The organism is Curvibacter cyanobacteriorum, from assembly GCF_028649475.1.
GTDB lineage: Bacteria > Pseudomonadota > Gammaproteobacteria > Burkholderiales > Burkholderiaceae_C > Curvibacter > Curvibacter cyanobacteriorum.
The window spans coordinates 288,707-311,399 of sequence record NZ_JAQSIP010000004.1 but is presented as its reverse complement, the minus strand read 5'-3'; the positions used below and the strand labels follow the sequence as shown (position 1 = coordinate 311,399).

The window sequence follows — 22,693 nt, the reverse complement described above, 5'->3', positions numbered from 1 at the left end:
ATGACCTCCTTGAAGGGTGGCTGAAGGCGGCGTTCAGGCGAGCTGACCGAACAGGTAGAACCCGGCGGCGCTGAACAGCGCCCCCAGGCCGCCCAGCGCCCAGCGCTTGTGCTCGGCCAGCCGGCGTCGAATGGCCAGACCGATCCCGACACCGCCCAGGTGCAGCACCGTCGCCGTGAGCAGGAAGCCGGCGGCATACCCGGCAAAGCCGCTTTCCGGTGTCTCGGCGCCGTGGACCAGACCGTGCAGCGAGGCGGCAGCGGCGATCACCCCCAGGCCCACGGCCGGGGACACGGTGGCGCGGCCCGCGAACCACAGCATGGCGCCAAACACCACCACCGAAAGCGAGACACCGTGCTCCAGGTAGGGCACCCCCACGCCGAGCCGGCCCAGCGCCGAGCTCGCGATGAGCGCCAGCAGGAACGTGGCGGGCCCCTGCCAAGCCTTGTTCGCAGGCCATGCCGAGACCGACCACACCCCCACGGCGACCATGGCCAACAGGTGGTCGGCGCCGAAGGGGTGCACCAGGCCGTCGAACAGGCTGCTGGTGCCGTGGCCCGTGTGGGCCTGCGCAGCGCCTGCCGCAGCGGCCAGGCAAGTGGCGGCGATCAGGCCGCGCATCGTGCGTTTCATCATCGTTGCTCTCCTCGTTATCTGCTCATGTCATTGCCAGGTTGGCCCCCGCGCCTCGCGGGCCCGCCCTTCGCGTCCAGGCCCCGCGGCGGCGGCTTTGCCGGGCCACCAGGGGCCACCCGATGGGCCTGCCACAGGGGGCGGGGCTCAGCGCCGCAGGGGTCACCTCACCTTCACCCGGCTCATCTCCTGGCCGTCTTCGCTCATCACATGGGTGGAGCAGGCCAGGCAGGGGTCGAAGCTGTGCAGCGTGCGCAGGATTTCGAGTGGCTGCTCGGGGTTGACCATGGGCGTGTTCATCAGAGAGGCTTCGAAGGCACCGATCTGGCCCTTGGCATCGCGTGGCGAGCCGTTCCAGGTGGTGGGCACCACGCACTGGTAGTTCTCGATCTTGCCGTCCTTGATCTTGATCCAATGACCCAGCATGCCGCGCGGCGCGGCCACGGTGCCCACGCCCTTGGCTTCCTTGGGCCAGGTCTTCGGGTCCCACTTCTCGACGTTGGCGGTGCTGCTGTCGCCGTTCTTGATGTTGCCGACCAGCTGCTTGAAGTCGTCCATCATCATCTCGGCCGCATACTGGCTTTCGAGTGCTCGGGCCAGCGTGCGACCGATGGTGGTGGGCAACAGCTGTTTGGCGCCGTACTGGGTCTCGGGCAGACCAAGCGCTTTGGGGAGGGCTTTGTTGATGGCCACGGCAGACTCGTCGATCTGCTGTTTGACGCGCTGACACCACTTGTTGCCTTGCAGCGCGTGCGCGTAGCCCAGGATGTAGCGCGAGAGCGGCCCCACTTCCACCGCGTGACCACGCCAGCGCGGCGACTTGATCCAGGAATATTTGGCCGATTCGTCGAGGTTCTCGATCTTCGTGCGCGTGCCCTTGAAGTTCGGCCCTTCGGGGCGGTAGTCGGCCTCGGTCACGCCATCCCAAGGGTGCAGGCCCTTGGTGTCATCGCCGTACTTGTACCAGCTGTGCGTCACGAACTCCTGCACTTGCTCGGGGTCGCGCGGGTCGATCGCGTGGATCTTGCTCCAGTCGCCATTCAGGATCACGCCACCTGGCAGCTGCTGGGTGCTGGGGTCGTAGGGGACTTTCTCGTAGGTGCCGTAGTCGGCCACATTGGTGGCCGAGAGGCCGCCACCGTAGAGCCAGCCGGCGTTCTTGTAGAGGGTGCCGATGGCCAGCACGTCGGGGATGTAGACGTTGTTGTTGAATTCGATCATCTCCTGGATGCGGGCCTGCACGAAGTTCAGCCGCTCCATGTTGATCGGGGCGCCGGCCGCGCCATTGCCGTCGATGTTGATCGCGCACGGCACACCGCCCACCAGGTAGTTGGGGTGCGGGTTCTTGCCGCCGAAGATGGTGTGCACCTTGACCCATTCCTTTTGCAGGTCCAGCGCTTCGAGGTAGTGGGTGACGGCCATCAGGTTGGCTTCGGGCGGCAGCACATAGGCCTTGCTGCCCCAGTAGCCGTTGGCGAACGGGCCGAGCTGGCCGCTGTCGACGAATTTCTTCAAGCGGTTCTGCACGTCACGGAAATAGCCCGGCGAGGACAGCGGGTGCGACGGCGACACCAGCTGCTGCAGCTCGCTGGTCCGCTTCGGGTCGGCTTTCAGGGCGTTGATCACGTCCACCCAGTCCAGCGCATGCAGGTGATAGAAGTGCACCGCGTGGTCGTGCACCTGCAGCGTCTTGGCCATCATCTCCCGGATGAGGTGGGCGTTGAGCGGAATCTTGATGTTGAGTGCGTCTTCCACCGCGCGCACCGAGGTGAGCGCGTGGCAGCCGGTGCACACACCGCAGATGCGCTCCACAAACGCCCAGGCATCGCGCGGATCGCGCCCCTTGAGGATCACCTCCAGCCCGCGCCACATGGTGCCGGTGGAGACCGCGTTGCGGATCACGTTGTTGCTGTCGAGGTTGACCTCGCAGCGCATGTGGCCTTCGATGCGGGTCACCGGGTCGACGACGATGCGCCGACCGGTGTTGTCCATGCGAAAGCCTTGAGTTTCGTAAGCACCCATTTTGTTGTTCCTTGTTCTGGTGGTGTCAGTGGCGGGGCGGGGTGTCCGACGTGGCCGGCTTGCGGGTGTCGCGGGCACGCTTGGCCACCGAAATCGCGGCATGCGCGGCCACCGCCGCCCCCACCACGGTCGCAGCCGCGCCACCAATCTGGTCGGCGTTGGCCTCGATGCCGAAGGCATGGACGTTGGTCAGGCGGTCGTAGAACGAGCCCTTGTCCCAGAAGCCGTCCTCCGAGCAGCCAATGCAGCCGTGGCCGGCCTTGATGGGGAAGCTGGTGCCCTCGTTCCACATCACGGTGGAGCAGGCGTTGTAGGTGGTCGGGCCCTTGCAGCCCACCTTGTAGAGGCAGTAGCCTTTGCGCGCGGATTCGTCGTCCCAGGCCTCGACAAACTGGCCGGCATCGAAGTGCGGGCGGCGGTAGCACTTGTCGTGAATGCGCTGGCTGTAGAACATCTTCGGGCGGCCCTGGCGGTCCAGCTCGGGGATGCGGTCGAACGTGAGCATGTAGGTGATCACACCGGTCATCACCTCGGGAATGGGGGGGCAGCCCGGCACCTTGATGATGGGCTTGTCGGTGATGACTTTGTGGATCGGCGTGGCCTGCGTCGGGTTGGGCTTGGCGGCCTGCACGCAGCCCCAGCTGGCGCATGAGCCCCAGGCGATGATGGCCTTGGCGTCCTTAGCCACGTGCTTGAGTTTCTCCACGAAGGGTTTGCCGGACTGGATGCAGAACATGCCGTCCTCGTTCAGCGGCGGATTGCCTTCCACGGCCAGGATGTACTGGCCTTTGTACTTGGTCATGATCTCTTCGAGGATGGCCTCAGCCTGGTGGCCGGCAGCGGCCATCAGCGTGTCGTCATAGTCGAGCGAAATCATCGAGAGCACCACATCCTTGGCCAAGGGGTGCGCGCTGCGGATAAAGCTCTCGGTGCAGCAGGTGCATTCCAGGCCATGAAGCCAAAGCACCGGGGTGCGTGGCTTGTTCTCCATCGCGTGCGCAATCTGCGGAACGAAGGACGGTGCCAGGCCGAGCGAGGTGGCTGTGAGCGAGCAGTATTTGAGAAAACTGCGGCGCGAAATGCCTTTGCGGCGCATGACCTCGTAGAAGGTTTCCATAGAAATTGTCTCCAAGTGCTTACCGTGGGCGTTGCGTGGTCCAGCCCTCGGGTGAGGTTTGCAACGACGCGCTTTTTTATGTGGGCAGGGCTTCAAAGCAATTGGTGAGCCAAGACTTCACCTCAGCGGGAATACCCTAGACGGGCCTCACAAGCCCTTGTTTTGCAAGGGGTGCAAGACGACTTTCAGCGACCCGATCCGACGGCGGACCCGCGGGCTGGAAGCGTCACTGCCACCCTCTTGACCAAAGCGAGAGGACAGATTCCATGTCGCGTGGGTGGCGGAACCAGGGGCACGCAGACCGGGCGTGGCAGACACCACGCAGCGAAGCCGCCCCTGGCTGGGCGTTCCGCCGCAGGCGGCCTCAGCCGCACGCGGCGACAGGGCAAGCAGGGACCTGCGCACGCGCCCAACGGCAACCAAGCCGTCGCAGGGGACAGCAACAGACCACGCCGACCGCAGGCCTGAGATAACGCCTTCTTGGCGCCTTCTGGGCCCGGCCTGGCCCTGCCACCAAGCGCACCCAGGGGCCGGGACATCAGCTTCGCGACAGACTGGTGTGGCTGGGCGACGTCGTGTTCGCCGTCCCCCGTGAATGCCAGGCCTCCAGAGGCCCCAGACCGCCTGACGCCATGACGCCGTGAGTCGAGCCCCTGGCGGGGTCTGCTGTGGGCGGGTCAGTTTGCGTTGGAGGCATCCGCAGCACCGATTCCCCCTCACGCACGACCCCACCCCCTTGAAACCCGTTCAATTGGCCTTATGATTAGCACTCGAAGGGATTGAGTGCTAACAGCACCGGTTCCTTGGCTGTTTCGAAGCACCCCGATGTCCGGGGCTGCTTTTTGATTGTGAAACTTGTTGCTAATCAGGAGATGCAATGAACCTTCGTCCTCTGCACGATCGCGTGATCGTCAAGCGTCTGGAAAACGAAACCAAGACCGCCTCGGGCATCGTGATCCCCGACAACGCAGCCGAAAAGCCGGATCAAGGCGAAGTGCTGGCCGTTGGCCCTGGCAAGAAGAACGACAAGGGTGAACTGAGCGCCATGGCCGTCAAGGTCGGCGACCGCGTTCTGTTCGGCAAGTACTCGGGCCAGACCGTCAAGGTCAACGGCGACGAGCTGCTGGTCATGAAGGAAGAAGACCTTTTCGCTGTCGTCGAAAAGTAATTCGCCTCCATTCCCTGCACCATCCATTTACTGAATTCGGAGAAATCTAATCATGGCAGCAAAAGACGTCGTCTTCGGCGGTGAAGCCCGCGCTCGCATGGTCGAGGGTGTCAACATCCTGGCCAACGCAGTCAAAGTGACCCTGGGCCCCAAGGGCCGCAACGTGGTGCTCGAACGCTCGTTCGGCGCCCCCACCGTGACCAAGGACGGTGTGTCCGTGGCCAAGGAAATCGAACTCAAGGACAAGCTGCAAAACATGGGCGCTCAGCTCGTGAAGGAAGTGGCCTCCAAGACCAGCGACAACGCTGGTGACGGCACCACCACCGCCACCGTGCTGGCCCAAGCCATCGTCCGCGAAGGCTCCAAGTACGTGGCCGCCGGCCTGAACCCGATGGACCTGAAGCGCGGCATCGACAAGGCTGTTGCAGCCCTGGTCGCCGAGCTGAAGAAGGCCACCAAGGCCACCACCACCTCCAAGGAAATCGCTCAAGTCGGCTCGATCTCGGCCAACAGCGATGCTTCCATCGGCCAAATCATCGCTGACGCGATGGACAAGGTCGGTAAGGAAGGCGTGATCACCGTGGAAGACGGCAAGTCGCTGAACAACGAACTCGACGTCGTTGAAGGCATGCAGTTCGACCGCGGCTACCTGTCGCCCTACTTCATCAACAACCCGGAAAAGCAAGCCGCTTTGCTGGACAACCCGTTCGTGCTGCTGTTCGACAAGAAGATCAGCAACATCCGCGACCTGCTGCCGACCCTGGAGCAAGTGGCCAAGTCGGGCCGTCCGCTGCTGATCATCGCTGAAGAAGTCGATGGCGAAGCCCTGGCCACCCTGGTGGTCAACACCATCCGTGGCATCCTGAAGGTCGTGGCCGTCAAGGCCCCTGGCTTCGGCGACCGCCGCAAGGCCATGCTGGAAGACATCGCCATCCTGACCGGTGGCAAGGTCATCGCTGAAGAAGTGGGCCTGTCGCTCGAGAAGGTGACCCTGGCCGACCTGGGCCAAGCCAAGCGCATCGAAGTGGGCAAGGAAAACACCACCATCATCGACGGCGCCGGCGCTGCTGCTGACATCGAAGCCCGCGTGAAGCAAATCCGCGTGCAGATCGAAGAAGCCACCAGCGACTACGACCGCGAGAAGCTGCAAGAACGCGTGGCCAAGCTGGCCGGCGGCGTGGCCGTGATCAAGGTGGGTGCTGCCACCGAAGTCGAAATGAAGGAAAAGAAGGCCCGCGTTGAAGACGCCCTGCACGCCACCCGCGCTGCTGTGGAAGAAGGCATCGTGGCCGGTGGTGGCGTGGCTCTGCTGCGCGCCAAGCAAGCTGCTGGCGAGATCAAGGGCGACAACGCCGATCAAGACGCTGGTATCAAGCTGATCCTGAAGGCCATCGAAGCCCCGCTGCGCGAAATCGTCTACAACGCCGGTGGCGAACCGAGCGTGGTGGTCAACGCCGTGCTGAATGGTCAAGGCAACTACGGCTTCAACGCCGCCAACGACACCTACGGCGACATGATCGAAATGGGCATCCTGGACCCGACCAAGGTGACCCGCACCGCGCTGCAAAACGCGGCCTCCGTGGCTTCGCTGCTGCTGACGACCGAAGCCATGGTCGCCGAAGCACCGAAGGACGAGTCCGCTGCTCCGGCCATGCCGGGCGGCATGGGCGGCATGGGCGACATGGGCATGTAATGCCTGCCTGAGCCTTCCAGCTCAAAAGCAAAAGGGCCGCAGCGATGTGGCCCTTTTTTCATGGGCGCTCCGAAAGGGAGCGCTGTGGGGTGTGGGTCAGGGCGGCGGCCCAAGCCGCCGCGGTTCAAGGCCTCAGAAGCGCGGACGGAACTGACGCAGCAACCCCGCGGTGGACGGGTCCAGCCCGTGCACATCGCCGGTGGCCAGACGGGGCTGGATGTCCTGGGCCAATTGCTTGCCCAACTCCACCCCCCACTGGTCAAAGCTGTTGATGCCCCAGATCGAGCCGCTGACGAACACGCGGTGCTCGTACAGGGCGATCAAGGCGCCCAGCGTGACGGGCTCCATGCGCTCCATCACAAAGAAGCTGCTCGGGCGGTTGCCCGGGAAGTGACGGTGGCCACCCGCATCGCTGCGACCCTGCAGCAGGGCCTGGGCCTGGGCCAAGGCATTGGCCACCAACTGCGCATGGTGCCCCGGCATGTCATGCGCCGGCTCACGCACGGCAATGAACTCGACCGGCACGATGTCCGTGCCCTGGTGGATCATCTGGAAGAACGCATGCTGCCCATTGGTGCCGGGCTCACCCCAGACCACCGGGGAGGTGCTGTAGCTCAGCGCACGGCCATGCACGTCGACGCGCTTGCCATTGCTCTCCATCTCCAGTTGCTGCAGGTAGGCCGGCAGGCGACGCAGGCCGTGGTGGTAGGGCGCCACGCTGCGGCTGCTGAAGCCGTGGAAGTTGCGGTACCAGACATCGAGCAGGCCCAGCCGCACCGGCAGGTTCTTCGCCAGCGGTGCGGTCAGAAAGTGTTGGTCCATGGCGTGGGCGCCGCCCAACAGCGCTCGAAAACCCGCCTCGCCAATCGCAATCGCGAGCGGCAGGCCGATCGCCGACCACATCGAGTAGCGCCCCCCGACCCAGTCACGGAACCCAAAGGTGGTGCGGATGCCAAAGGCCTGGGCCGCCTCGAGGTTGGTGGTGAGGGCTGCAAAGTGACGCCCCAGGTCCGCCCCCGGCCCGGCCTGGTCCAGAAACCACTGGCGCGCACTGTGCGCGTTGGTCATGGTCTCGCGCGTGGTGAAGGTCTTGGAGGCCACCAGGAACAAGGTGCTGTGCGGGCGGATCTGCGTCAGCACCTCCCCCAACTCGTCGCCGTCCACATTGGAGACAAAGTGGAAGCGCTTGCCCGGGATCGCATAGGCCTGCAAGGCCACCACCGCCATTTGCGGGCCGAGGTCCGAGCCCCCGATGCCGATGTTGACGATGTCGGTGATCTGCTCGTCGGCCCGCACCGCCTCGGCGAACGCCAGCATGGCGCGCAGCGTGGCATTGACTTCGGGCATGGCGGCGTCCGCCACAGCGCCGCGCAACACCGGCGCAGCGGCCTCCTGGGAGGTGGCGGCCACCGCCTGGTTGCGCAGCAGGTAGTGCATCACGGCCCGGTGCTCGGTGCTGTTGATGCAGCCGCCCGCAAACATCGCGTCGCGGTGCTCGACCAGGCCACATTGTTCGGCCAGTTGCAACAGCAGGGCTTCGGCCTGCGCGTCGATGCGGTTCTTGGACAGGTCAGCAAACACATGGGGGGCTTGCTGGCTGAACTGCGCGAAACGGTCTGGGTTGTGCTCGAAATCAGCACGCACATCAAAGTGGCGGCCGACTTGTTCGTAGTGCGCTTGCAAAGCGGTCCAGGCGGGGGTTTCATCGCAGCGAAGGCGCTGAGTCATACGGTCCTTGCAAAGATCGGATCGGGGTCGGGGCCGCGACCCCAAGTCGCGGCGCCAGGGGCACGCGGGCCCCGGGATGCGCTCAAAGCGCCTGCATCAGCTTTTCAAGCTTGACGGCGTCGGCGGCAAAGGCACGGATGCCTTCGGCCAGCTTCTCGGTGGCCATAGCGTCCTCGTTGAGCGCGTAGCGGAAGCCCGCCTCGTCGTGTTGAACGGGCGCCAGGTCCAGGCGCGCGGCGGCCTCGGCGTTGAGCACCTGCGCCAACGGCGCCTCGTTGGCCGCCAGTTGAGCCAGCAGCTCGGGCGCGATGGTCAGCAGGTCACAACCGGCCAGGGCCGTGATCTGCCCCACGTTGCGGAAGCTGGCCCCCATCACCTCGGTGGCGATGCCAAAGCGCTTGTAGTACTGGTAGATCTGGGTCACCGACTGCACCCCGGGGTCGTTGACGCCGCTGCGCGCCGCCTCGTCCCAAGCGGCACCGGCCGACTTTTTGTACCAGTCGTAGATGCGCCCCACGAAGGGCGAGATCAGCTTCACCTGGGCCTGACCGCAGGCCACGGCCTGGGCGAAAGAGAACAACAAGGTCAGGTTGGTGTGGATGCCCTGGCGCTCCAGCTCGGCAGCGGCCTGAATGCCCTCCCAGGTGGCAGCGATCTTGATCAGCACGCGGTCGGTGGGCAGGCCTTCGGCTTGGTACAGCGCGATCAGGCGCTGGGCCCGGGCCACGGTGGCGGCGGTGTCAAAGCTCAGGCGGGCATCGACCTCGGTGGAGACCCGGCCTGGAATCAAGGACAGGATCTCGCGGCCAAAGGCCACCAGCAGGCGGTCCATGACCTCGTCCAGCGGACGGTCACGGTACTGCGCCACCGTCTGCGCCAGCAGCGGCTGGTACTCGGGCTTTTGCACCGCCTTGAGGATCAGCGACGGGTTGGTGGTGGCGTCTTGCGGACGGAATGCGCCCAGTTGCTTGAAATCGCCGGTATCAGCCACCACGGTGGTGTACTGCCGGAGTGCGTCGAGTTGGTTCATGCGGTCTCGAAAGTAAGGGGTTGGTTCATGCCCACGCAGCCAAAATGGTAACTCGATTACAGATAATTCACAATGAAATCGTTTCAACAAAGCCTTGAAACGACTGATTTTTTGAATTTACTGGAAACCAAGTTACATTACCCAGCCATGCAAAGCACCACAGACATTGTGAAGCCTGCGGGCTTCGATCTCATCTTGTTCGGCGGCACCGGCGATCTGGCCTGGCGCAAGCTGATGCCTGCGTTGTTTCAGGCCTTCCGACACGGCACTTTGCCAGAAGGTGGACGCATCATAGGCGTGGCGCGTGACGCCCTGAGCGATGAGCAGTACCGAAGTTTGATCGAGTCGCGTTTTCGCGACGTTGATGGCTCAAAACAGCCCAGCCCGACTGAGTTTTCGCGTTTTGCAGCGATGTTGCACTACGTGCGCATGGACCTGTCCAAGCCCGAGGACTACCAGGCCCTGGCCCAGAGCCTGGCGCAGCGCGAAGCCGCCACGGTCGTGATGTATGTGGCCACCGCACCGGCCCTGTTCACCACCGTGGTCGAGCAACTCGCCGCGGCCGGCCTGAACACCCCCCGCACCCGCATCGTGCTCGAAAAGCCGCTGGGCCACGACCTGCCCTCCAACCGGGCCATCAATGCCGCGGTGGGGCGCGCGTTTGCCGAGCGCCAGATCTTCCGCATCGACCACTACCTGGGCAAGCCGGCGGTGCAGAACCTGTTTGCCCTGCGCTTTGGCAACGCCTTGTTCGAGCCGCTGTGGCGCCGCGAAACCATCGCCAACATCCAGATCACCATCGCCGAGGACCTGGGGGTTGAAAAGCGCGGGCAGTTTTACGACAGCACCGGCGCGCTGCGCGACATGGTGCAAAACCATGCCCTGCAACTGCTGTGCGCGATCGCGATGGAACCGCCCATCAACTCGCACGCCGATGCCATCCGCGACGAAAAACTCAAGGTGCTGCGCTCGCTCAAGGCCTGGACCCCCGAAACCCTGGCCCAGCACGTGGTGCGCGGCCAGTACAGCGCGGGCAACCGCAGCGGGAAATCCGTGCCCGGCTACCTGCAAGAAGCCGGCGTGCCCGCGGGCAGCGGCACCGAAACCTACGTGGCCCTGCGCACCGAGATCGAGAACTGGCGCTGGGCCGGCGTGCCCTTCTACATCCGCACCGGCAAACGCCTGGCCGCGCGTGAGGCCCACATCGTGGTCAACTTCCGCCCTGCCCCCCACCCCATCTTCAAGGCGCCGATCGGGGCCGCCAACAAGCTGGTGATCAACCTGCAACCGCGCGACGGGCTGGAACTGCACCTGCTGGCCGAAGGCCAGGCCCAGCGTGTGGCGGCGCCCAGCGGGTCCAACATCACCCAGACCCTGGCGCCTGTGCAGCTCGACCTCGACTTCGACAAACGCTTCGGCAGCGAACGCGTGGGTGCCTATGAGCGCCTGCTGCTGGACGTCATCGACGGTCGCCTGAACCTGTTCGTGCGCAGCGACGAACAGGAAGAAGCCTGGCAATGGGTGCAACCCATCCTCGAACACTGGCAAGCCGGCCAGATGCCGCCGCGCCCTTACGCCGCGGGCACCTGGGGCCCCAGCGCGGCCAGTGCGATGATTGCGCGCGACGGGCACTGCTGGTCCGAAGAAGCCTGACCCCGCCTGCCCTCCCTTTGCCCAACGCCCCTCGAAAGCCTGCCATGCTCGACCGCATCAAAGCCTCCATGTCTTCGCTGGCCCCGGCCGAACAACGCGTGGCCCAACTGGTGCTCAGTGACCCCCGGGCCTTTGCCAACCTGCCGGTCAGCGAGCTGTCTTACCGCGCCCACGTCAGCAAGCCGACTGTGGTGCGCTTTTGCCGCAGCATGGGTTACGACGGTTTGTCGGACTTCAAGCTCAAGCTCGCGGGCAGTGTCAGCGAGGGCGTACCGTTCATCCACCGCAGCGTGGACGCCGACGACAAGACCAGCGACGTGCTGGTGAAGGTGATCGACAACACGGTGGCGGCTTTTCTGAAGTACCGCAACGACGCCAGCACCACGGCCCTGGAGCGCGCCGCCGAGGCCATCGCGGCGACCTACAAAACCGGCCGCCGCATCGAGTTCTTTGGTGTGGGCAACTCGGGCATCGTGGCCCAGGATGCACAGCACAAGTTCTTTCGACTGGGCATCACCTCGATCGCCTACAGCGACGGCCACATGCAGGTGATGAGCGCGTCGCTGCTGGGGCCGGGCGACTGCGTGGTGATCATCTCCAACTCGGGCCGCACGCGCGACCTGATGGATGCCGCCGACATCGCGCGCAAGAACGGCGCCACCACCATCGTGCTGACCGCCAGCGGCTCGCCGCTGGCCTCGGCAGGCCACATCCACCTGGCCGCCGACCACCCCGAGGGCTATGACCGCTACAGCCCCATGGTGTCGCGCCTGCTGCACCTGATGATCATCGACGTGGTGGCCACCTGCGTCGCGTTGCGCATTGGCAGCCCCTTGCAGCCCCTGCTCAAGGAGATGAAAAACAACTTGCGCAACAAGCGTTATGCGTGAAGTTTGACGCACGGGCCACTACACTGCGCCATCTGACAACACCCTCAGTCTTGTGGAGCTTCGACGTGGTGCAGCCCGCCTCCCCACCTTTCTCTGCGACCGCCCCCGCGCCGCGGTGCCAGGCTTTTGCTCGCCCGGCCCTGCACTGGCGCGCCGCCTGGGGCCTGGCCTGCGTGCTGGGCCTGAGCGCCTGCGGCACGTCCCCGACCCAGACCCCGGAGGCCAGCGCCCCTCAAGTCGCCACCGAGACCAGCCCCTGGACCCGCGCTTCGCAGCCCATCGGCGAGCCCGCCGCCACCTGGCAGGCGCACCGCTTTCCGGGCAAGTCGCTGACCGTGTTCAGCTACCAGCGACTCGATGGCCGTGACACCCTGCTGGCCCAGGCCGACGCCTCCGCCAGCCTGTTCCGCCAAGTGCTGCGTGTTCCGCCTGAACGCTTGGGCCAGTTGCAGTTTTCCTGGAAGGTACCGGCCTTGATCTCGGACGCCGATATGACGCGCCGCGACATGGACGACTCACCGGTGCGCGTGCTGCTGGCCTTTGATGGCGACCGCAGCAAACTGTCGACGCGCAACGCGATGATGTCCGAATTGGCCCGCGCACTGACCGGCGAGGAAATGCCCTACGCGACCATCATGTATGTCTGGAGCAACAGCCTGCCGCGCGACACCGTGCTGCCCAGTCCCCGCACCGACCGCATCCGCAAGATCGTGCTGGAGTCCGGCCCCAGCCGACTGGGCCAGTGGCTGAGTTACGAACGTGACATCCGGGCCGACTACGAACGCTGTTACGGCGAGCCGCCCGGGGCGCTGATTGGCATCGCCATCATGACCGACACCGACAACACCCAGTCGCAAAGCCAGGCCTGGTACGGCCCCGTGACCCTGCGCAGCGTGGGCAGCGGCACCGCACGCTGAATCTCAACCGCCAAAGGGGCTCTCCTTCACCGTTCACAGTCACCTCGGTGACTGCGGAGCGGTGGTATTTGTCCCCCAGGGCGCCCCGCTTGCCCCCCTTCATTCAGGGAACACTCCATCTTTTTCTACACCAGATCAGAGGCGTGTCAAATTCCCTTGCAGGCTATGAGATTCCCTGTACCGGCACAGGAATTGCTCTGCTAGCATCGACTGAGTTACTTCTTGTATGCATAGCATTCACACACACTGATGTTCGCTTTTATTTTGCGTCGGCTGGCCCAGGCGGTGCTGGTGATGATCACCGTGGCCCTGATTGCCTTCATGCTGTTCCAGTTCGTGGGCGATCCCGTGGTCTTCTTGCTGGGCCAGGACGCGACCCCCGAGCAGATTCGTGAATTGCGCACAGCGCTGGGGCTGGATCAATCGTTTGTGGTGCAGTTCTGGCACTTCCTGCTCAATGCCGCGCAAGGCGAGTTCGGCCTCAGCCTGCGCCAAGGGGCCAAGGTGTCGCGCCTGATTGGCGAGCGCTTCCCCGCCACCCTCGAACTGGCCCTGGTGGCCGCCCTGCTGGCCCTGCTGATCGGCGTGCCGATGGGCGTGTACGCGGCCCTGCGCCGCGGCAGCTTTGGCAGCCAGTTGCTGATGACCGTGTCCCTGCTTGGGGTGTCCCTGCCCACCTTCCTGATCGGCATCTTGCTGATCCTGGGTTTCTCGGTGGGCCTGGGCTGGTTCCCCAGCTTTGGTCGCGGCGAGGTGGTGCAGATCGGCTGGTGGAGCACCGGCCTGCTGCGGGCCGACGGCTGGCACCACATCGTGCTGCCCGCCATCACCCTGGCCATCTTCCAGCTGACCCTGATCATGCGCCTGGTGCGCGCCGAAATGCTCGAGGTGCTGCGCACCGACTACATCAAGTTTGCGCGCGCCCGCGGCCTGTCCAACCGGGCCATCCACTTTGGCCACGCCCTCAAGAACACCCTGGTGCCGGTGATCACCATCACCGGCCTGCAACTGGGTTCGCTGATCGCGTTCTCGATCATCACCGAGACCGTGTTCCAGTGGCCGGGCATGGGCCTGCTGTTCATCCAGGCCGTGACCTTTGCCGACATCCCGGTGATGGCCGCTTACCTGTGCCTGATTGCGCTGATCTTCGTGGTCATCAACCTGGTGGTGGACCTGCTGTACTTTGTGGTGGACCCGCGCCTGCGCACGGGCAAGTCGGGGGGGCACTGAGATGTACGGTGACCAGAACACCCCGGTGCGCCTGCGCGCCACGGGCCGCGCCTTCGAGCACATTGCGCGCTTTCACCCGGAACTGACCGCCTTCCGGCGCGACCTCCATGCCCACCCCGAACTGGGCTTTGAAGAGGTCTACACCGGGGGCCGGGTGCGCGAAGCGCTCAAGCTGTGTGGCGTTGACGAGGTCCACGAAGGCCTGGGCAAGACCGGTTTGGTGGCGGTGATCCACGGCCAACGTCGCGACAGCGGCCGCCTCATCGGCCTGCGCGCCGACATGGACGCCCTGCCCATGGCCGAGCACAATGATTTCGCCTGGCGCTCGACCAAAAACGGCCTGATGCACGGCTGCGGCCACGACGGCCACACCGCCATGCTGATAGGTGCAGCCCGCTACCTGGCCGAAACGCGGCGCTTCAACGGCAGCGCCGTGCTGATCTTCCAGCCCGGCGAAGAAGGCCACGCGGGCGCCAAGGCCATGATCAACGACGGCCTGTTCGATCGCTTCCCGGTCGAGTCGGTGTACGGCATGCACAACTGGCCTGGCATGGCGCCGGGCATGATCGGCATCAACCCCGGCCCCATGATGGCGGCAGCCGACCGCGTCACCATCGAAATCACCGGCCGGGGTGGCCACGGGGCCCACGCCTACCAGACGATCGACCCGGTGTTGGTGTCGGCCCACATCATCACGGCCTTGCAAAGCATCGTCTCGCGCAATGTGCGCGGCATCGACAGCGCGGCCATCAGCATCTGCGCCATGCAGGCGGGCGACCTCGGCGCCATGAGCGTGATCCCGGGTTCTGCCACGCTGGTGGGCACGGTGCGCACCTTCAACCCCGAAGTGCAAGACCTGGTGGAACGCCGCCTCAACGAGCTGTGCAGTGCGATCGCGCTGGGCTTCGGTGCCACGGCCAAAGTGAACTACGAGCGCATCTACCCGGCCACCATCAACACCTCGGCCGAAGCCCGCTTTGCCGGCGACGTGGCCCAGCACCTGGTGGGCAAGGACCGCGTGGTGCGCGACCTCGAACCGAGCATGGGCGCCGAAGACTTCTCCTTCATGCTGCAAGTCAAACCGGGCGCCTACATGCGCATCGGCCAAGGCACGCAACACAGCAGCGCTTACCTGCACAACAACCGCTACGACTTCAATGACGACATCCTGCCCTTGGGCTCGGCGCTGCACGCCGGGCTGATCGAGCAGGGTCTGCCACTCGAACCCCGCCAAGCCGACTGAGGTTTCAGTCTTTGTCTTTATCCGAGGAGCCTTCCATGAAATTCAACCTCCAAGTCCTGTCCCTGGCCGCCGCACTGGCGCTGGGTGCCAGCGGCGTTGCCGCGCAGACCGTCACCATCCGCGTGGCCAACCAGGGTGATGCCTTGTCCATGGACCCCCACTCGCTCAACGAGTCGCTGCAACTCAGCGTGACGGGCAACGTCTACGAGCCGCTGGTGGGCCGCAACAAGGACCTGAGCCTGGCCCCGATGCTGGCCACCTCCTGGAAGCAGACCTCGCCCACGGTGTGGCGTTTTGAGCTGCGCAAAGGCGTGCAGTTCCACGATGGCACCCCGTTCACGGCCGACGACGTGGTGTTTTCTTTTGCCCGCACGCAAGTCGACGGCTCGGACATGAAGAGCTACACCAACGACTTCAAGGAAGTGCGCAAGATCAACGACCACACTGTCGAGATCGAAACCAAGACCCCCTTCCCCATCCTGCCCGACGTGGTATCGCTGGTCTACATGATGAGCAAGAAGTGGTGTGAGACCAACCAGGCCACCGGCCCGGTGGACCGCCGCAAGGGCATCGAGAACGCCGCCTCGTTCCGCGCCAACGGCACAGGCCCGTGGCGCCTGCGTGAACGCCAGCCGAACGTGCGCACCGCCTTCACGCGCAATGGCAACTACTGGGGCAAGATCGAGAGCAATGCCACGGACGTGATCTACACCCCGATCGGCAACGATGCGACCCGCGTGGCTGCCCTGCTGTCGGGTGAGATCGACGTGATGGAGCCCGTGCCGGTGCAAGACATCGAGCGCGTCAACAGCAACCCGAACACCCGCGCCATCACCGGCCCGGAACTGCGCACCATCTTCCTGGGCATGGACCAGAAGCGTGACGAGCTGCTGTACTCCAGCGTCAAGGGCAAGAACCCCTTCAAGGACAAGCGCGTGCGTCAGGCCTTCTACCAGGCCATCGACATCGAAGGCATCAAGAAGACCGTCATGCGCGGCGCGTCCAACCCGTCGGCCCTGCTGGTGGGCCCCGGCATCAATGGCTTCCAGGCCGACATGAAACGCCTGCCCTACGACGTCGAAGCCGCCAAGAAGCTGCTGGCCGACGCGGGCTACCCGAACGGTTTTGAAGTGGCCATGAACTGCCCCAACGACCGTTATGTGAACGACGCCCGCATCTGTCAGGCGGTGGCCGCCAACTTGGCCCGCATCAACGTCAAGATCAACCTGCAGGCCGAGACCAAGGGCACCTACTTCCCGAAGATCCTGCGCCGCGACACGGGCTTCTACATGCTGGGCTGGACGCCGTCGACCTACGACGCACACAACGCCCTGAATGCCTTGATGGCCTGCGTGGACGACAAGGGGGCCGGCCAGTTCAACCTGGGTTCCTACTGCAACCCGAAGGTCGACGAGCTGACCAAGAAGGTCCAGGCGGAGACCGACAAGACCAAACGCAACGGCATGATCCGCGAAGCCTTTGAACTGCACGCCGCCGACATCGGCCACATCCCGCTGCACCAGCAATCGCTGGCCTGGGGCGTGAGCAAGAAGGTGCAGCTGGTGCAGCTGGCCGACAACTCCATGCCCTTCAAGTGGATGAGCATCACCAAGTAATTGGCCGCGTGCCCATGCCTCCCGCCGGGCCTGAAACCAGGTCCGGCCCTTCTCTTTTGTGACCATGAAAAATCCACTGGCCCGCTGGCTTGACAGCGACGTCGGCTACAGCTTCCGGACCTCCCCGGTGGCCATGCTGGCGGCCTTGATCGCCTTTGTCTGCATCTTCTGCGCCGCGTTTGCGGGCTGGGTAGCGCCGCACAACCCCTTCGACCTCAGCGCCCTGGAACTCAGCGATGCCCGGCTGCCGCCAGCCTGGACCGAGCTGGGCTCCCGCAAGTACCTGCTGGGCACCGATGACCAGGGCCGCGACATCCTGTCGGCCGTGATGTATGGCGCCCGCATCTCGCTGGTGGTCGGCTTGGCGTCGGTGTTGCTGTCCATGCTGGTGGGGGTCACCCTGGGCCTGATCTCGGGCTTCCGGGGGGGCTGGATCGACGCGGTGCTGATGCGCCTGTGCGACGTCATGCTGTCATTTCCCCCGATCCTGATCGCGCTGCTGATCGCCGGCGTAGGCCGGGCCTTGTTCCCGAACGCCCATGAATCACTCGCCTTTGGCGTGCTGATCATCTCCATTTCGCTCACCGGCTGGGTGCAGTACGCGCGCACCGTGCGCGGCTCGACCCTGGTCGAACGCAACAAGGAATACGTGCAGGCCGCCCGGGTGACCGGCGTGTCGCCGTGGCGCATCATGGTGCGCCATGTGATGCCCAATGTGCTGGGCCCGGTGCTGGTGTTGGCCACCATCCAGGTCGCCACCGCCATCATCACCGAAGCGACGCTGTCCTTCCTGGGGGTTGGGGCACCGCCCACATCGCCCTCCCTGGGCACCCTGATCCGCGTCGGCAACGACTACCTGTTCTCCGGCGAGTGGTGGATCACCGTCTTCCCCGGCCTGATGCTGGTGTTGATCGCCCTGAGCGTGAACCTGCTGGGCGACTGGCTGCGCGATGCCCTGAACCCGCGCCTGCGTTAAGACAGCAAGGTGACATGGAATGAGTCTTTTAGAAGTCAACAATCTGGTGGTCGAGTTTCCCGGCCGCCGCGGCACGCTGCGTGCCCTGGATGGCATTTCGTTTCAGATCGCACCAGGTGAAATCCTGGGGGTGGTCGGCGAATCCGGTGCAGGCAAGTCCCTGACCGGCGCCTCGATCATCGGCCTGCTGGAACCCCCGGGGCGCATCGCCTCGGGCGAGATCGTGTTGCAGGGTCAACGCATCGACCAGCTCAATTTCGAGCAGATGCGCAGCATCCGCGGGCGCCGCATTGGCGCCATCTTCCAGGACCCGCTGACCTCGCTGAACCCGCTCTACACCGTGGGCCAGCAACTGATCGAAACCATCCAGGCCCACCTGCCGCTGAGCCAGGCCGATGCCCGCGCCCGGGCCATCGACCTGCTCAAGGACACCGGCATCCCGGCCGCCGAACAGCGGGTTGACCACTACCCGCACCAGTTCAGCGGCGGCATGCGCCAACGCGTGGTGATTGCCCTGGCGCTGGCCGCCCAGCCGCAACTGATCGTCGCCGATGAGCCCACCACGGCGCTCGACGTGTCGATCCAGGCCCAGATCATCACCCTGTTGAAGACCATCTGCCACGAACGCGGCGCCGCCGTGATGCTGATCACCCACGACATGGGCGTGATCGCCGAAACCTGCGACCGCGTGGCCGTGATGTACGCTGGCCGCATCGTCGAAATGGGCCCGGTGCACGAGGTCATCAACCACCCCAATCACCCCTACACCGCCGGGTTGATGGCCTCCATCCCCGACATGGCGCTGGACCGCGAACGGCTCAATCAGATCGATGGCGCCATGCCCCGCCTGAATGCCATCCCGACCGGTTGTGCCTTCAACCCACGCTGCCCCCAAGCCCATGACCGCTGCCGCCGCGACCGGCCCGAACTGATGACCACCGGACAGACCCTGTCCGCCTGCTGGCTGCACGACGGCCAGCCCCGCACCGAAGCCACCGCATGAGCACCCCCATGACGCCCCAAGACGCCCCCCTCGTCCAGGCCCACGACCTGGCCAAGACCTTTGACGTCTCCGCCCCCTGGCTCAACCGCGTGCTCGAGGGCAAGCCCCGCCAAACCCTGAACGCCGTGGACGGCGTCAGCTTTGACATCCGCAAGGGCCGCACGCTGGCCCTGGTGGGGGAGTCGGGCTGTGGCAAAAGCACCGTGGCCCGTCTGCTGGTGGGCCTGTACGAGCCCACGCGCGGTCACCTGACCTTTGACGGCCAGGACGCCCACGCCGAGTTCAAAAAGCCCCAAGGCCGCGCGCTGCGCCGCCGCATCCAGATGATTTTCCAGGACCCCTACGCGAGCCTGAACCCGCGCTGGATCGTGGAGGACATCATTGGCGAACCGTTGCGCGAGCATGGGCTGATCACCGACAAGGCTGAACTGCGCGAACGCGTGGGCGCCTTGCTGAAGTCGGTGGGTCTGAGCCCGCTGGACATGCCCAAGTACCCCCACCAGTTCTCGGGAGGACAGCGCCAGCGCATCTCGATCGCGCGTGCCCTGGCCACCGAACCCGAGTTCCTGGTCTGCGATGAACCCACCTCGGCCCTGGACGTCAGCGTGCAGGCCCAGGTGCTCAACATCATGAAAGACCTGCAGCGCGAGCGCGGTCTGACCTACCTGTTCATCTCGCACAACCTCGCGGTGGTGCGCCACGTCAGCGATGAAGTGGGTGTGATGTACCTGGGTCGCCTGGTGGAGCGCGCGGACAAGAACACCCTGTTTGCAGCCCCCAAGCACCCCTACACCCGCATGCTGCTGGACGCCATCCCCGAGATGCGCCAAACCGGCCGGGCCCGCACCCCCGTGCAAGGCGAAGTGCCCAACCCCCTGAACCCACCCGGCGGCTGCACCTTCCACCCGCGCTGCCCCCATGCCAACGAACGCTGCAAGACGGAGCGTCCAGCCCTCAATGCCGTGGGCGAAGGCCAGTGGGTGGCCTGCCACGCGGTGCAAGAACAGCGGATCTGACACCCCCAACCGGGTCAACTGCGCAGCCTCCAAGGCCGCCTTGGCCCAGGGATACCGCGCAGCACCAAGGGGCCAGGCCGCGTGAGCCGGGCCGCCCCAGGCGTGTGACACGCGGTATGAAACGCAGAGTGACACGCGGAGTGACAAAGTGATCTGCCCGCCGAGGCAAGACCTGCCTCGCAGCCCTGCGCAGAAACGACCACCAAGCCCTGTTCTACAGGGTTTGATTTAGGCCCCAGCGCCCCCCCCCTACCGACCAGCCACCGTGCCTCTTCACCGGACAGTCAGGCCGCTCGGGGCCAGCGGCTGATGTCTGCGGGCCGTCACAGGCCCCGAGGCGCAGGGCAATGACGGTGGGCTGAAATGGCCGAAGTGGCCCAGCGGCCCAAGTGGTCGCAAACGATCACAACAGGACACAGCGGAGCACAATGGCACCGAAGCCCCCTCCATGCGACCAGCCAATCCCCAATCCGGGCACCAGCACCTTCATCGACCGTGTGGAGGCTGAGCAGCACACCCGTTGCCAAGCCCGAAGCGGGTAGAAGCAAGTGGAAGCGGGCATGAAAAAAGCCGCCAAGCTCGAAAGCTTGGCGGCTTTGTCTCTACTGATCAAACACTCGCCAAAGGCGAGTCTTGATTAGAAGGAGGTGCGCAGGCCGACGCTGAAGCCGGTCGACGACTTGTTCACGTTGGCCGAGCCGGTCACAGCCGACAGCGAGCCCGAGCTGAACGAGCCAGCAGTCATGGCGGCGCCACCGGAGTTGCCCACGCGAGCAACGATACCGTAAGCAGCGGTGCGCTTGCTCAGGTTGTAGGTGTAGCCGAAGGACCACTTGTCAGCCTTGGCGGAGTCCAGCTTGACTTGGCTGTACTGAACCAGCACGTTGCCAGCGCCGATGGGAGCGTTAGCACCCAGCGACCAGCCCTTGATGGACTTGTTGTTGCCGTTGGTGACCAGGTTGTTGATCTTTTGGTTGGTGATGGTACCCATGGCCTTGGCCACGCCGAAGTCGTACGAACCACCGAAGTTCACGTCGGTGAAGTCGCCAGCAGCAGCGGTGCCAGAGCCAGCCAGTTGCGAGAAGTCAACGGTGCGGGCAGCGTAGTTGGTCTTGCCGTAAGCCACAGCCACGTCGACCGGGCCTTGAGCGTAACCAGCGCGCAGACCGACGTAACGGCCGTTGTCGGAGGTGTCAACAGTGCCAACCTTTTCGTTGCTGGCGCGGTTGCCGAAAGCGTACATACCTTGGCCGTAGAAGCCGCCCAGCTTGCCCGGCAGGAAGTAGCCGATGCTGTTGGAAGCGCGCACGAAGGTGGCAGCCGAAGCGTTGCCGGTGTAGTTGGCCAGCACGGCGCCAACGCTGTTAGCACCGAAGGCGTCGAACACGGCGGTGTTCCAGAACGACGGCACGTAGTCGCGGCCGATGCGCAGTTCACCGAAGCTGCTGGACAGGCTCAGGGTCGAGCGACGGTTGAAGGTCAGACCGCCAGCGGCGACGGAGCCAACGCCAGCTTGGTTGTTCGATTGGGTGCCCGACGAGCCAATGCCCGACGAGGGGTTGATAGCGGCTTCGAGCCAGAAGGAAGCGGCCATGCCACCACCCAGGTCTTCAACGCCACGGAAGCCCAGACGGCTGGAGCTGTTGGCGGAAGGCGAAATGCCAGAGATGCGACCGGCTTCGGTCTTGACGTTTTCGTAGCCCAGGTCCAGCACGCCGAACAGGGTCACGGACGATTGAGCCATAGCGGCGCCGGAAGCAGCCAGCACTGCCAGTGCAATCAGGGATTTTTTCATTGCGAGTTTCTCCAAGGTTAAACATAGGGCGCCGGTTCGAAGAATTGCTTGGTGCTGCCACGACTGCAATCCGCCGGTTCCCCGGGCCAACCTCCTTGATGGAAGTTCTCGCTATTGCAACAGACGTCCGGCCTCCGCGCAAAGGAAATAACCCGCAAAGGGTCTTAAGACGGTTTTTTCGTTGCACCTGTGCAACAAACCTACAAAGCGGGCTTACTGCTCAAGATCAAGGCGGGACTTCGGACAAACCCCTAAACTTAAGGCTCTAACTGTCGATAACTTACTGGATCAGCGGCCTCTCGCCGCGGTTCACCACGCTCATGGAACGCTTCCTGGCCACCGCCGACGCCGCGCTTCGCACCCTGTTTGCCAAGCACCACAGTGCTTCGCCGCACCCTGTGCGCCCCGAGCACAGCAGCCCCCAGGTGCCTGCCGACAAGGCCCTGTCGGCGGCCCTGATGCGCGTCAACCATGTGGGCGAGGTGTGCGCCCAGGCGCTCTACACGGCCCAGGCCGCCAGCACGCGCAACCCGGCGCTGAAGGCCCATTTCGAGCAAGCCGCCCGCGAAGAAACCGACCACCTCGCCTGGACCCGCGAACGCCTCGATGAACTGGGCGACCGCGTCAGCCTGCTCAACCCGCTTTGGTATGCCGGGGCATTTGCACTGGGCCTGGTGGCCGGGCGCATCAGCGATGCCGTGAGCCTGGGCTTTGTGGTGGAAACCGAAAAGCAGGTGGCCGCCCACCTGCAAAGTCACCTTGACCGACTGCCCGCCTCCGACGAGGCCTCCCGCGCCATCGTGGCCCAGATGAAGCGGGACGAGGAACGCCATGCCGACGAGGCCCAGCAGGCCGGTGCGGCCGAACTGCCAGCCCCCGCCAAGGCCCTGATGCGGGCCGCGGCCAAGGTCATGACCCGGACTGCCCACTACATCTGAGCCTGCAGCGCTGGGGTACCCCATG

18 protein-coding genes are annotated in these 22,693 nt (G+C 64.7%); 12 read left to right on the top strand and 6 right to left on the bottom strand.

All coding sequences use genetic code 11. The features are described 5' to 3' along the window. Nucleotides 1-33: 33 nt before the first annotated feature. The 3 genes from PSQ40_RS10965 to PSQ40_RS10955 all read right to left on the bottom strand — a co-directional run bounded on the left by PSQ40_RS10965 (nucleotide 34) and on the right by PSQ40_RS10955 (nucleotide 3,772). On the bottom strand, nucleotides 34-636 hold the full coding sequence (locus PSQ40_RS10965) for a HupE/UreJ family protein (protein WP_273951480.1): 603 nt from the start codon (nucleotides 634-636) through the stop codon (nucleotides 34-36). Nucleotides 637-795: 159 nt separating this feature from the next. After that, nucleotides 796-2,655 (bottom strand): nickel-dependent hydrogenase large subunit, encoded by a 1,860-nt coding sequence (locus PSQ40_RS10960; protein WP_273951478.1) that lies wholly within the window; start codon nucleotides 2,653-2,655, stop codon nucleotides 796-798. Between the two features lie 25 nt (nucleotides 2,656-2,680). Beyond that, the gene (locus PSQ40_RS10955) at nucleotides 2,681-3,772 is read right to left on the bottom strand and encodes a hydrogenase small subunit (RefSeq protein WP_273951476.1); all 1,092 of its coding nucleotides are present in this window, start codon (nucleotides 3,770-3,772) and stop codon (nucleotides 2,681-2,683) included. A gap of 877 nt (nucleotides 3,773-4,649) precedes the next feature. On the opposite strand from PSQ40_RS10955, the gene groES reads away from it, so the two are divergent. Both groES and groL read left to right on the top strand, forming a co-directional pair. Continuing rightward, nucleotides 4,650-4,940, top strand: coding sequence for a co-chaperone GroES (gene groES, locus PSQ40_RS10950; RefSeq protein WP_273951474.1), 291 nt, complete (start codon nucleotides 4,650-4,652; stop codon nucleotides 4,938-4,940). A gap of 52 nt (nucleotides 4,941-4,992) precedes the next feature. After that, nucleotides 4,993-6,633: a chaperonin GroEL gene (gene groL / locus PSQ40_RS10945; protein ID WP_273951472.1), complete on the top strand. Its 1,641-nt coding sequence runs from the start codon at nucleotides 4,993-4,995 to the stop codon at nucleotides 6,631-6,633. Between the two features lie 132 nt (nucleotides 6,634-6,765). Here groL and pgi read toward each other — a convergent pair whose 3' ends face one another. Further along, entirely contained in the window at nucleotides 6,766-8,361 is a 1,596-nt protein-coding gene (gene pgi, locus PSQ40_RS10940) for a glucose-6-phosphate isomerase (RefSeq protein ID WP_273951471.1), read from the bottom strand. An 82-nt stretch (nucleotides 8,362-8,443) separates the two neighbouring features. After that, nucleotides 8,444-9,391, bottom strand: a complete 948-nt coding sequence (gene tal / locus PSQ40_RS10935; RefSeq protein WP_273951469.1) for a transaldolase — start codon at nucleotides 9,389-9,391, stop codon at nucleotides 8,444-8,446. Between the two features lie 147 nt (nucleotides 9,392-9,538). Here tal and zwf point away from each other — a divergent pair, with 147 nt between their 5' ends. The 9 genes from zwf (at nucleotide 9,539) to PSQ40_RS10890 (ending at nucleotide 19,935) form a co-directional block, all read left to right on the top strand. After that, on the top strand, nucleotides 9,539-11,044 hold the full coding sequence (zwf, locus tag PSQ40_RS10930) for a glucose-6-phosphate dehydrogenase (protein WP_273951468.1): 1,506 nt from the start codon (nucleotides 9,539-9,541) through the stop codon (nucleotides 11,042-11,044). A gap of 44 nt (nucleotides 11,045-11,088) precedes the next feature. Then, nucleotides 11,089-11,934 carry a MurR/RpiR family transcriptional regulator gene (locus PSQ40_RS10925; RefSeq protein WP_273951467.1) on the top strand — a complete coding sequence of 282 codons (846 nt, stop codon included), beginning with the start codon at nucleotides 11,089-11,091 and terminating at the stop codon, nucleotides 11,932-11,934. 50 nt (nucleotides 11,935-11,984) lie between these two features. Next, nucleotides 11,985-12,851, top strand: a complete 867-nt coding sequence (locus PSQ40_RS10920) for a DUF3047 domain-containing protein (protein ID WP_273951465.1) — start codon at nucleotides 11,985-11,987, stop codon at nucleotides 12,849-12,851. Nucleotides 12,852-13,100: 249 nt separating this feature from the next. After that, entirely contained in the window at nucleotides 13,101-14,081 is a 981-nt protein-coding gene (locus tag PSQ40_RS10915; protein ID WP_273951463.1) for an ABC transporter permease, read from the top strand. Between the two features lies 1 nt (nucleotide 14,082). Next, the gene (locus PSQ40_RS10910) at nucleotides 14,083-15,324 is read left to right on the top strand and encodes a M20 aminoacylase family protein (protein ID WP_273951461.1); all 1,242 of its coding nucleotides are present in this window, start codon (nucleotides 14,083-14,085) and stop codon (nucleotides 15,322-15,324) included. 35 nt (nucleotides 15,325-15,359) lie between these two features. Further along, the gene (locus tag PSQ40_RS10905) at nucleotides 15,360-16,940 is read left to right on the top strand and encodes an ABC transporter substrate-binding protein (protein ID WP_273951460.1); all 1,581 of its coding nucleotides are present in this window, start codon (nucleotides 15,360-15,362) and stop codon (nucleotides 16,938-16,940) included. 64 nt (nucleotides 16,941-17,004) lie between these two features. Then, entirely contained in the window at nucleotides 17,005-17,916 is a 912-nt protein-coding gene (locus PSQ40_RS10900; RefSeq protein WP_273951459.1) for an ABC transporter permease, read from the top strand. 19 nt (nucleotides 17,917-17,935) lie between these two features. Next, nucleotides 17,936-18,919, top strand: a complete 984-nt coding sequence (locus PSQ40_RS10895; protein ID WP_273951457.1) for an ABC transporter ATP-binding protein — start codon at nucleotides 17,936-17,938, stop codon at nucleotides 18,917-18,919. Beyond that, a complete protein-coding gene (locus PSQ40_RS10890) occupies nucleotides 18,916-19,935 on the top strand; it encodes an ABC transporter ATP-binding protein (protein ID WP_273951456.1) in 1,020 nt (339 codons plus the stop codon). Before PSQ40_RS10895 ends, PSQ40_RS10890 begins: the two co-directional genes overlap by 4 nt. A gap of 637 nt (nucleotides 19,936-20,572) precedes the next feature. Here the strand turns inward: PSQ40_RS10890 and PSQ40_RS10885 are convergent. Then, nucleotides 20,573-21,730, bottom strand: coding sequence for a porin (locus PSQ40_RS10885; RefSeq protein WP_273951454.1), 1,158 nt, complete (start codon nucleotides 21,728-21,730; stop codon nucleotides 20,573-20,575). 320 nt (nucleotides 21,731-22,050) lie between these two features. On the opposite strand from PSQ40_RS10885, the gene coq7 reads away from it, so the two are divergent. Further along, nucleotides 22,051-22,668: a 2-polyprenyl-3-methyl-6-methoxy-1,4-benzoquinone monooxygenase gene (gene coq7 / locus PSQ40_RS10880; protein WP_273951452.1), complete on the top strand. Its 618-nt coding sequence runs from the start codon at nucleotides 22,051-22,053 to the stop codon at nucleotides 22,666-22,668. Nucleotides 22,669-22,693: the final 25 nt, after the last annotated feature.

Excerpts from the sequence above, each read along its gene's own strand:
- PSQ40_RS10965 (WP_273951480.1), bottom strand. The coding sequence starts at position 636 with ATGATGAAACGCACGATGCGCGGCCTGATCGCCGCCACTTGCCTGGCC.
- PSQ40_RS10960 (WP_273951478.1), bottom strand. The coding sequence starts at position 2,655 with ATGGGTGCTTACGAAACTCAAGGCTTTCGCATGGACAACACCGGTCGG.
- PSQ40_RS10955 (WP_273951476.1), bottom strand. The coding sequence starts at position 3,772 with ATGGAAACCTTCTACGAGGTCATGCGCCGCAAAGGCATTTCGCGCCGC.
- groES (WP_273951474.1), top strand. The coding sequence starts at position 4,650 with ATGAACCTTCGTCCTCTGCACGATCGCGTGATCGTCAAGCGTCTGGAA.
- groL (WP_273951472.1), top strand. The coding sequence starts at position 4,993 with ATGGCAGCAAAAGACGTCGTCTTCGGCGGTGAAGCCCGCGCTCGCATG.
- pgi (WP_273951471.1), bottom strand. The coding sequence starts at position 8,361 with ATGACTCAGCGCCTTCGCTGCGATGAAACCCCCGCCTGGACCGCTTTG.
- tal (WP_273951469.1), bottom strand. The coding sequence starts at position 9,391 with ATGAACCAACTCGACGCACTCCGGCAGTACACCACCGTGGTGGCTGAT.
- zwf (WP_273951468.1), top strand. The coding sequence starts at position 9,539 with ATGCAAAGCACCACAGACATTGTGAAGCCTGCGGGCTTCGATCTCATC.
- PSQ40_RS10925 (WP_273951467.1), top strand. The coding sequence starts at position 11,089 with ATGCTCGACCGCATCAAAGCCTCCATGTCTTCGCTGGCCCCGGCCGAA.
- PSQ40_RS10915 (WP_273951463.1), top strand. The coding sequence starts at position 13,101 with ATGTTCGCTTTTATTTTGCGTCGGCTGGCCCAGGCGGTGCTGGTGATG.
- PSQ40_RS10910 (WP_273951461.1), top strand. The coding sequence starts at position 14,083 with ATGTACGGTGACCAGAACACCCCGGTGCGCCTGCGCGCCACGGGCCGC.
- PSQ40_RS10905 (WP_273951460.1), top strand. The coding sequence starts at position 15,360 with ATGAAATTCAACCTCCAAGTCCTGTCCCTGGCCGCCGCACTGGCGCTG.
- PSQ40_RS10900 (WP_273951459.1), top strand. The coding sequence starts at position 17,005 with ATGAAAAATCCACTGGCCCGCTGGCTTGACAGCGACGTCGGCTACAGC.
- PSQ40_RS10895 (WP_273951457.1), top strand. The coding sequence starts at position 17,936 with ATGAGTCTTTTAGAAGTCAACAATCTGGTGGTCGAGTTTCCCGGCCGC.
- PSQ40_RS10890 (WP_273951456.1), top strand. The coding sequence starts at position 18,916 with ATGAGCACCCCCATGACGCCCCAAGACGCCCCCCTCGTCCAGGCCCAC.
- PSQ40_RS10885 (WP_273951454.1), bottom strand. The coding sequence starts at position 21,730 with ATGAAAAAATCCCTGATTGCACTGGCAGTGCTGGCTGCTTCCGGCGCC.
- coq7 (WP_273951452.1), top strand. The coding sequence starts at position 22,051 with ATGGAACGCTTCCTGGCCACCGCCGACGCCGCGCTTCGCACCCTGTTT.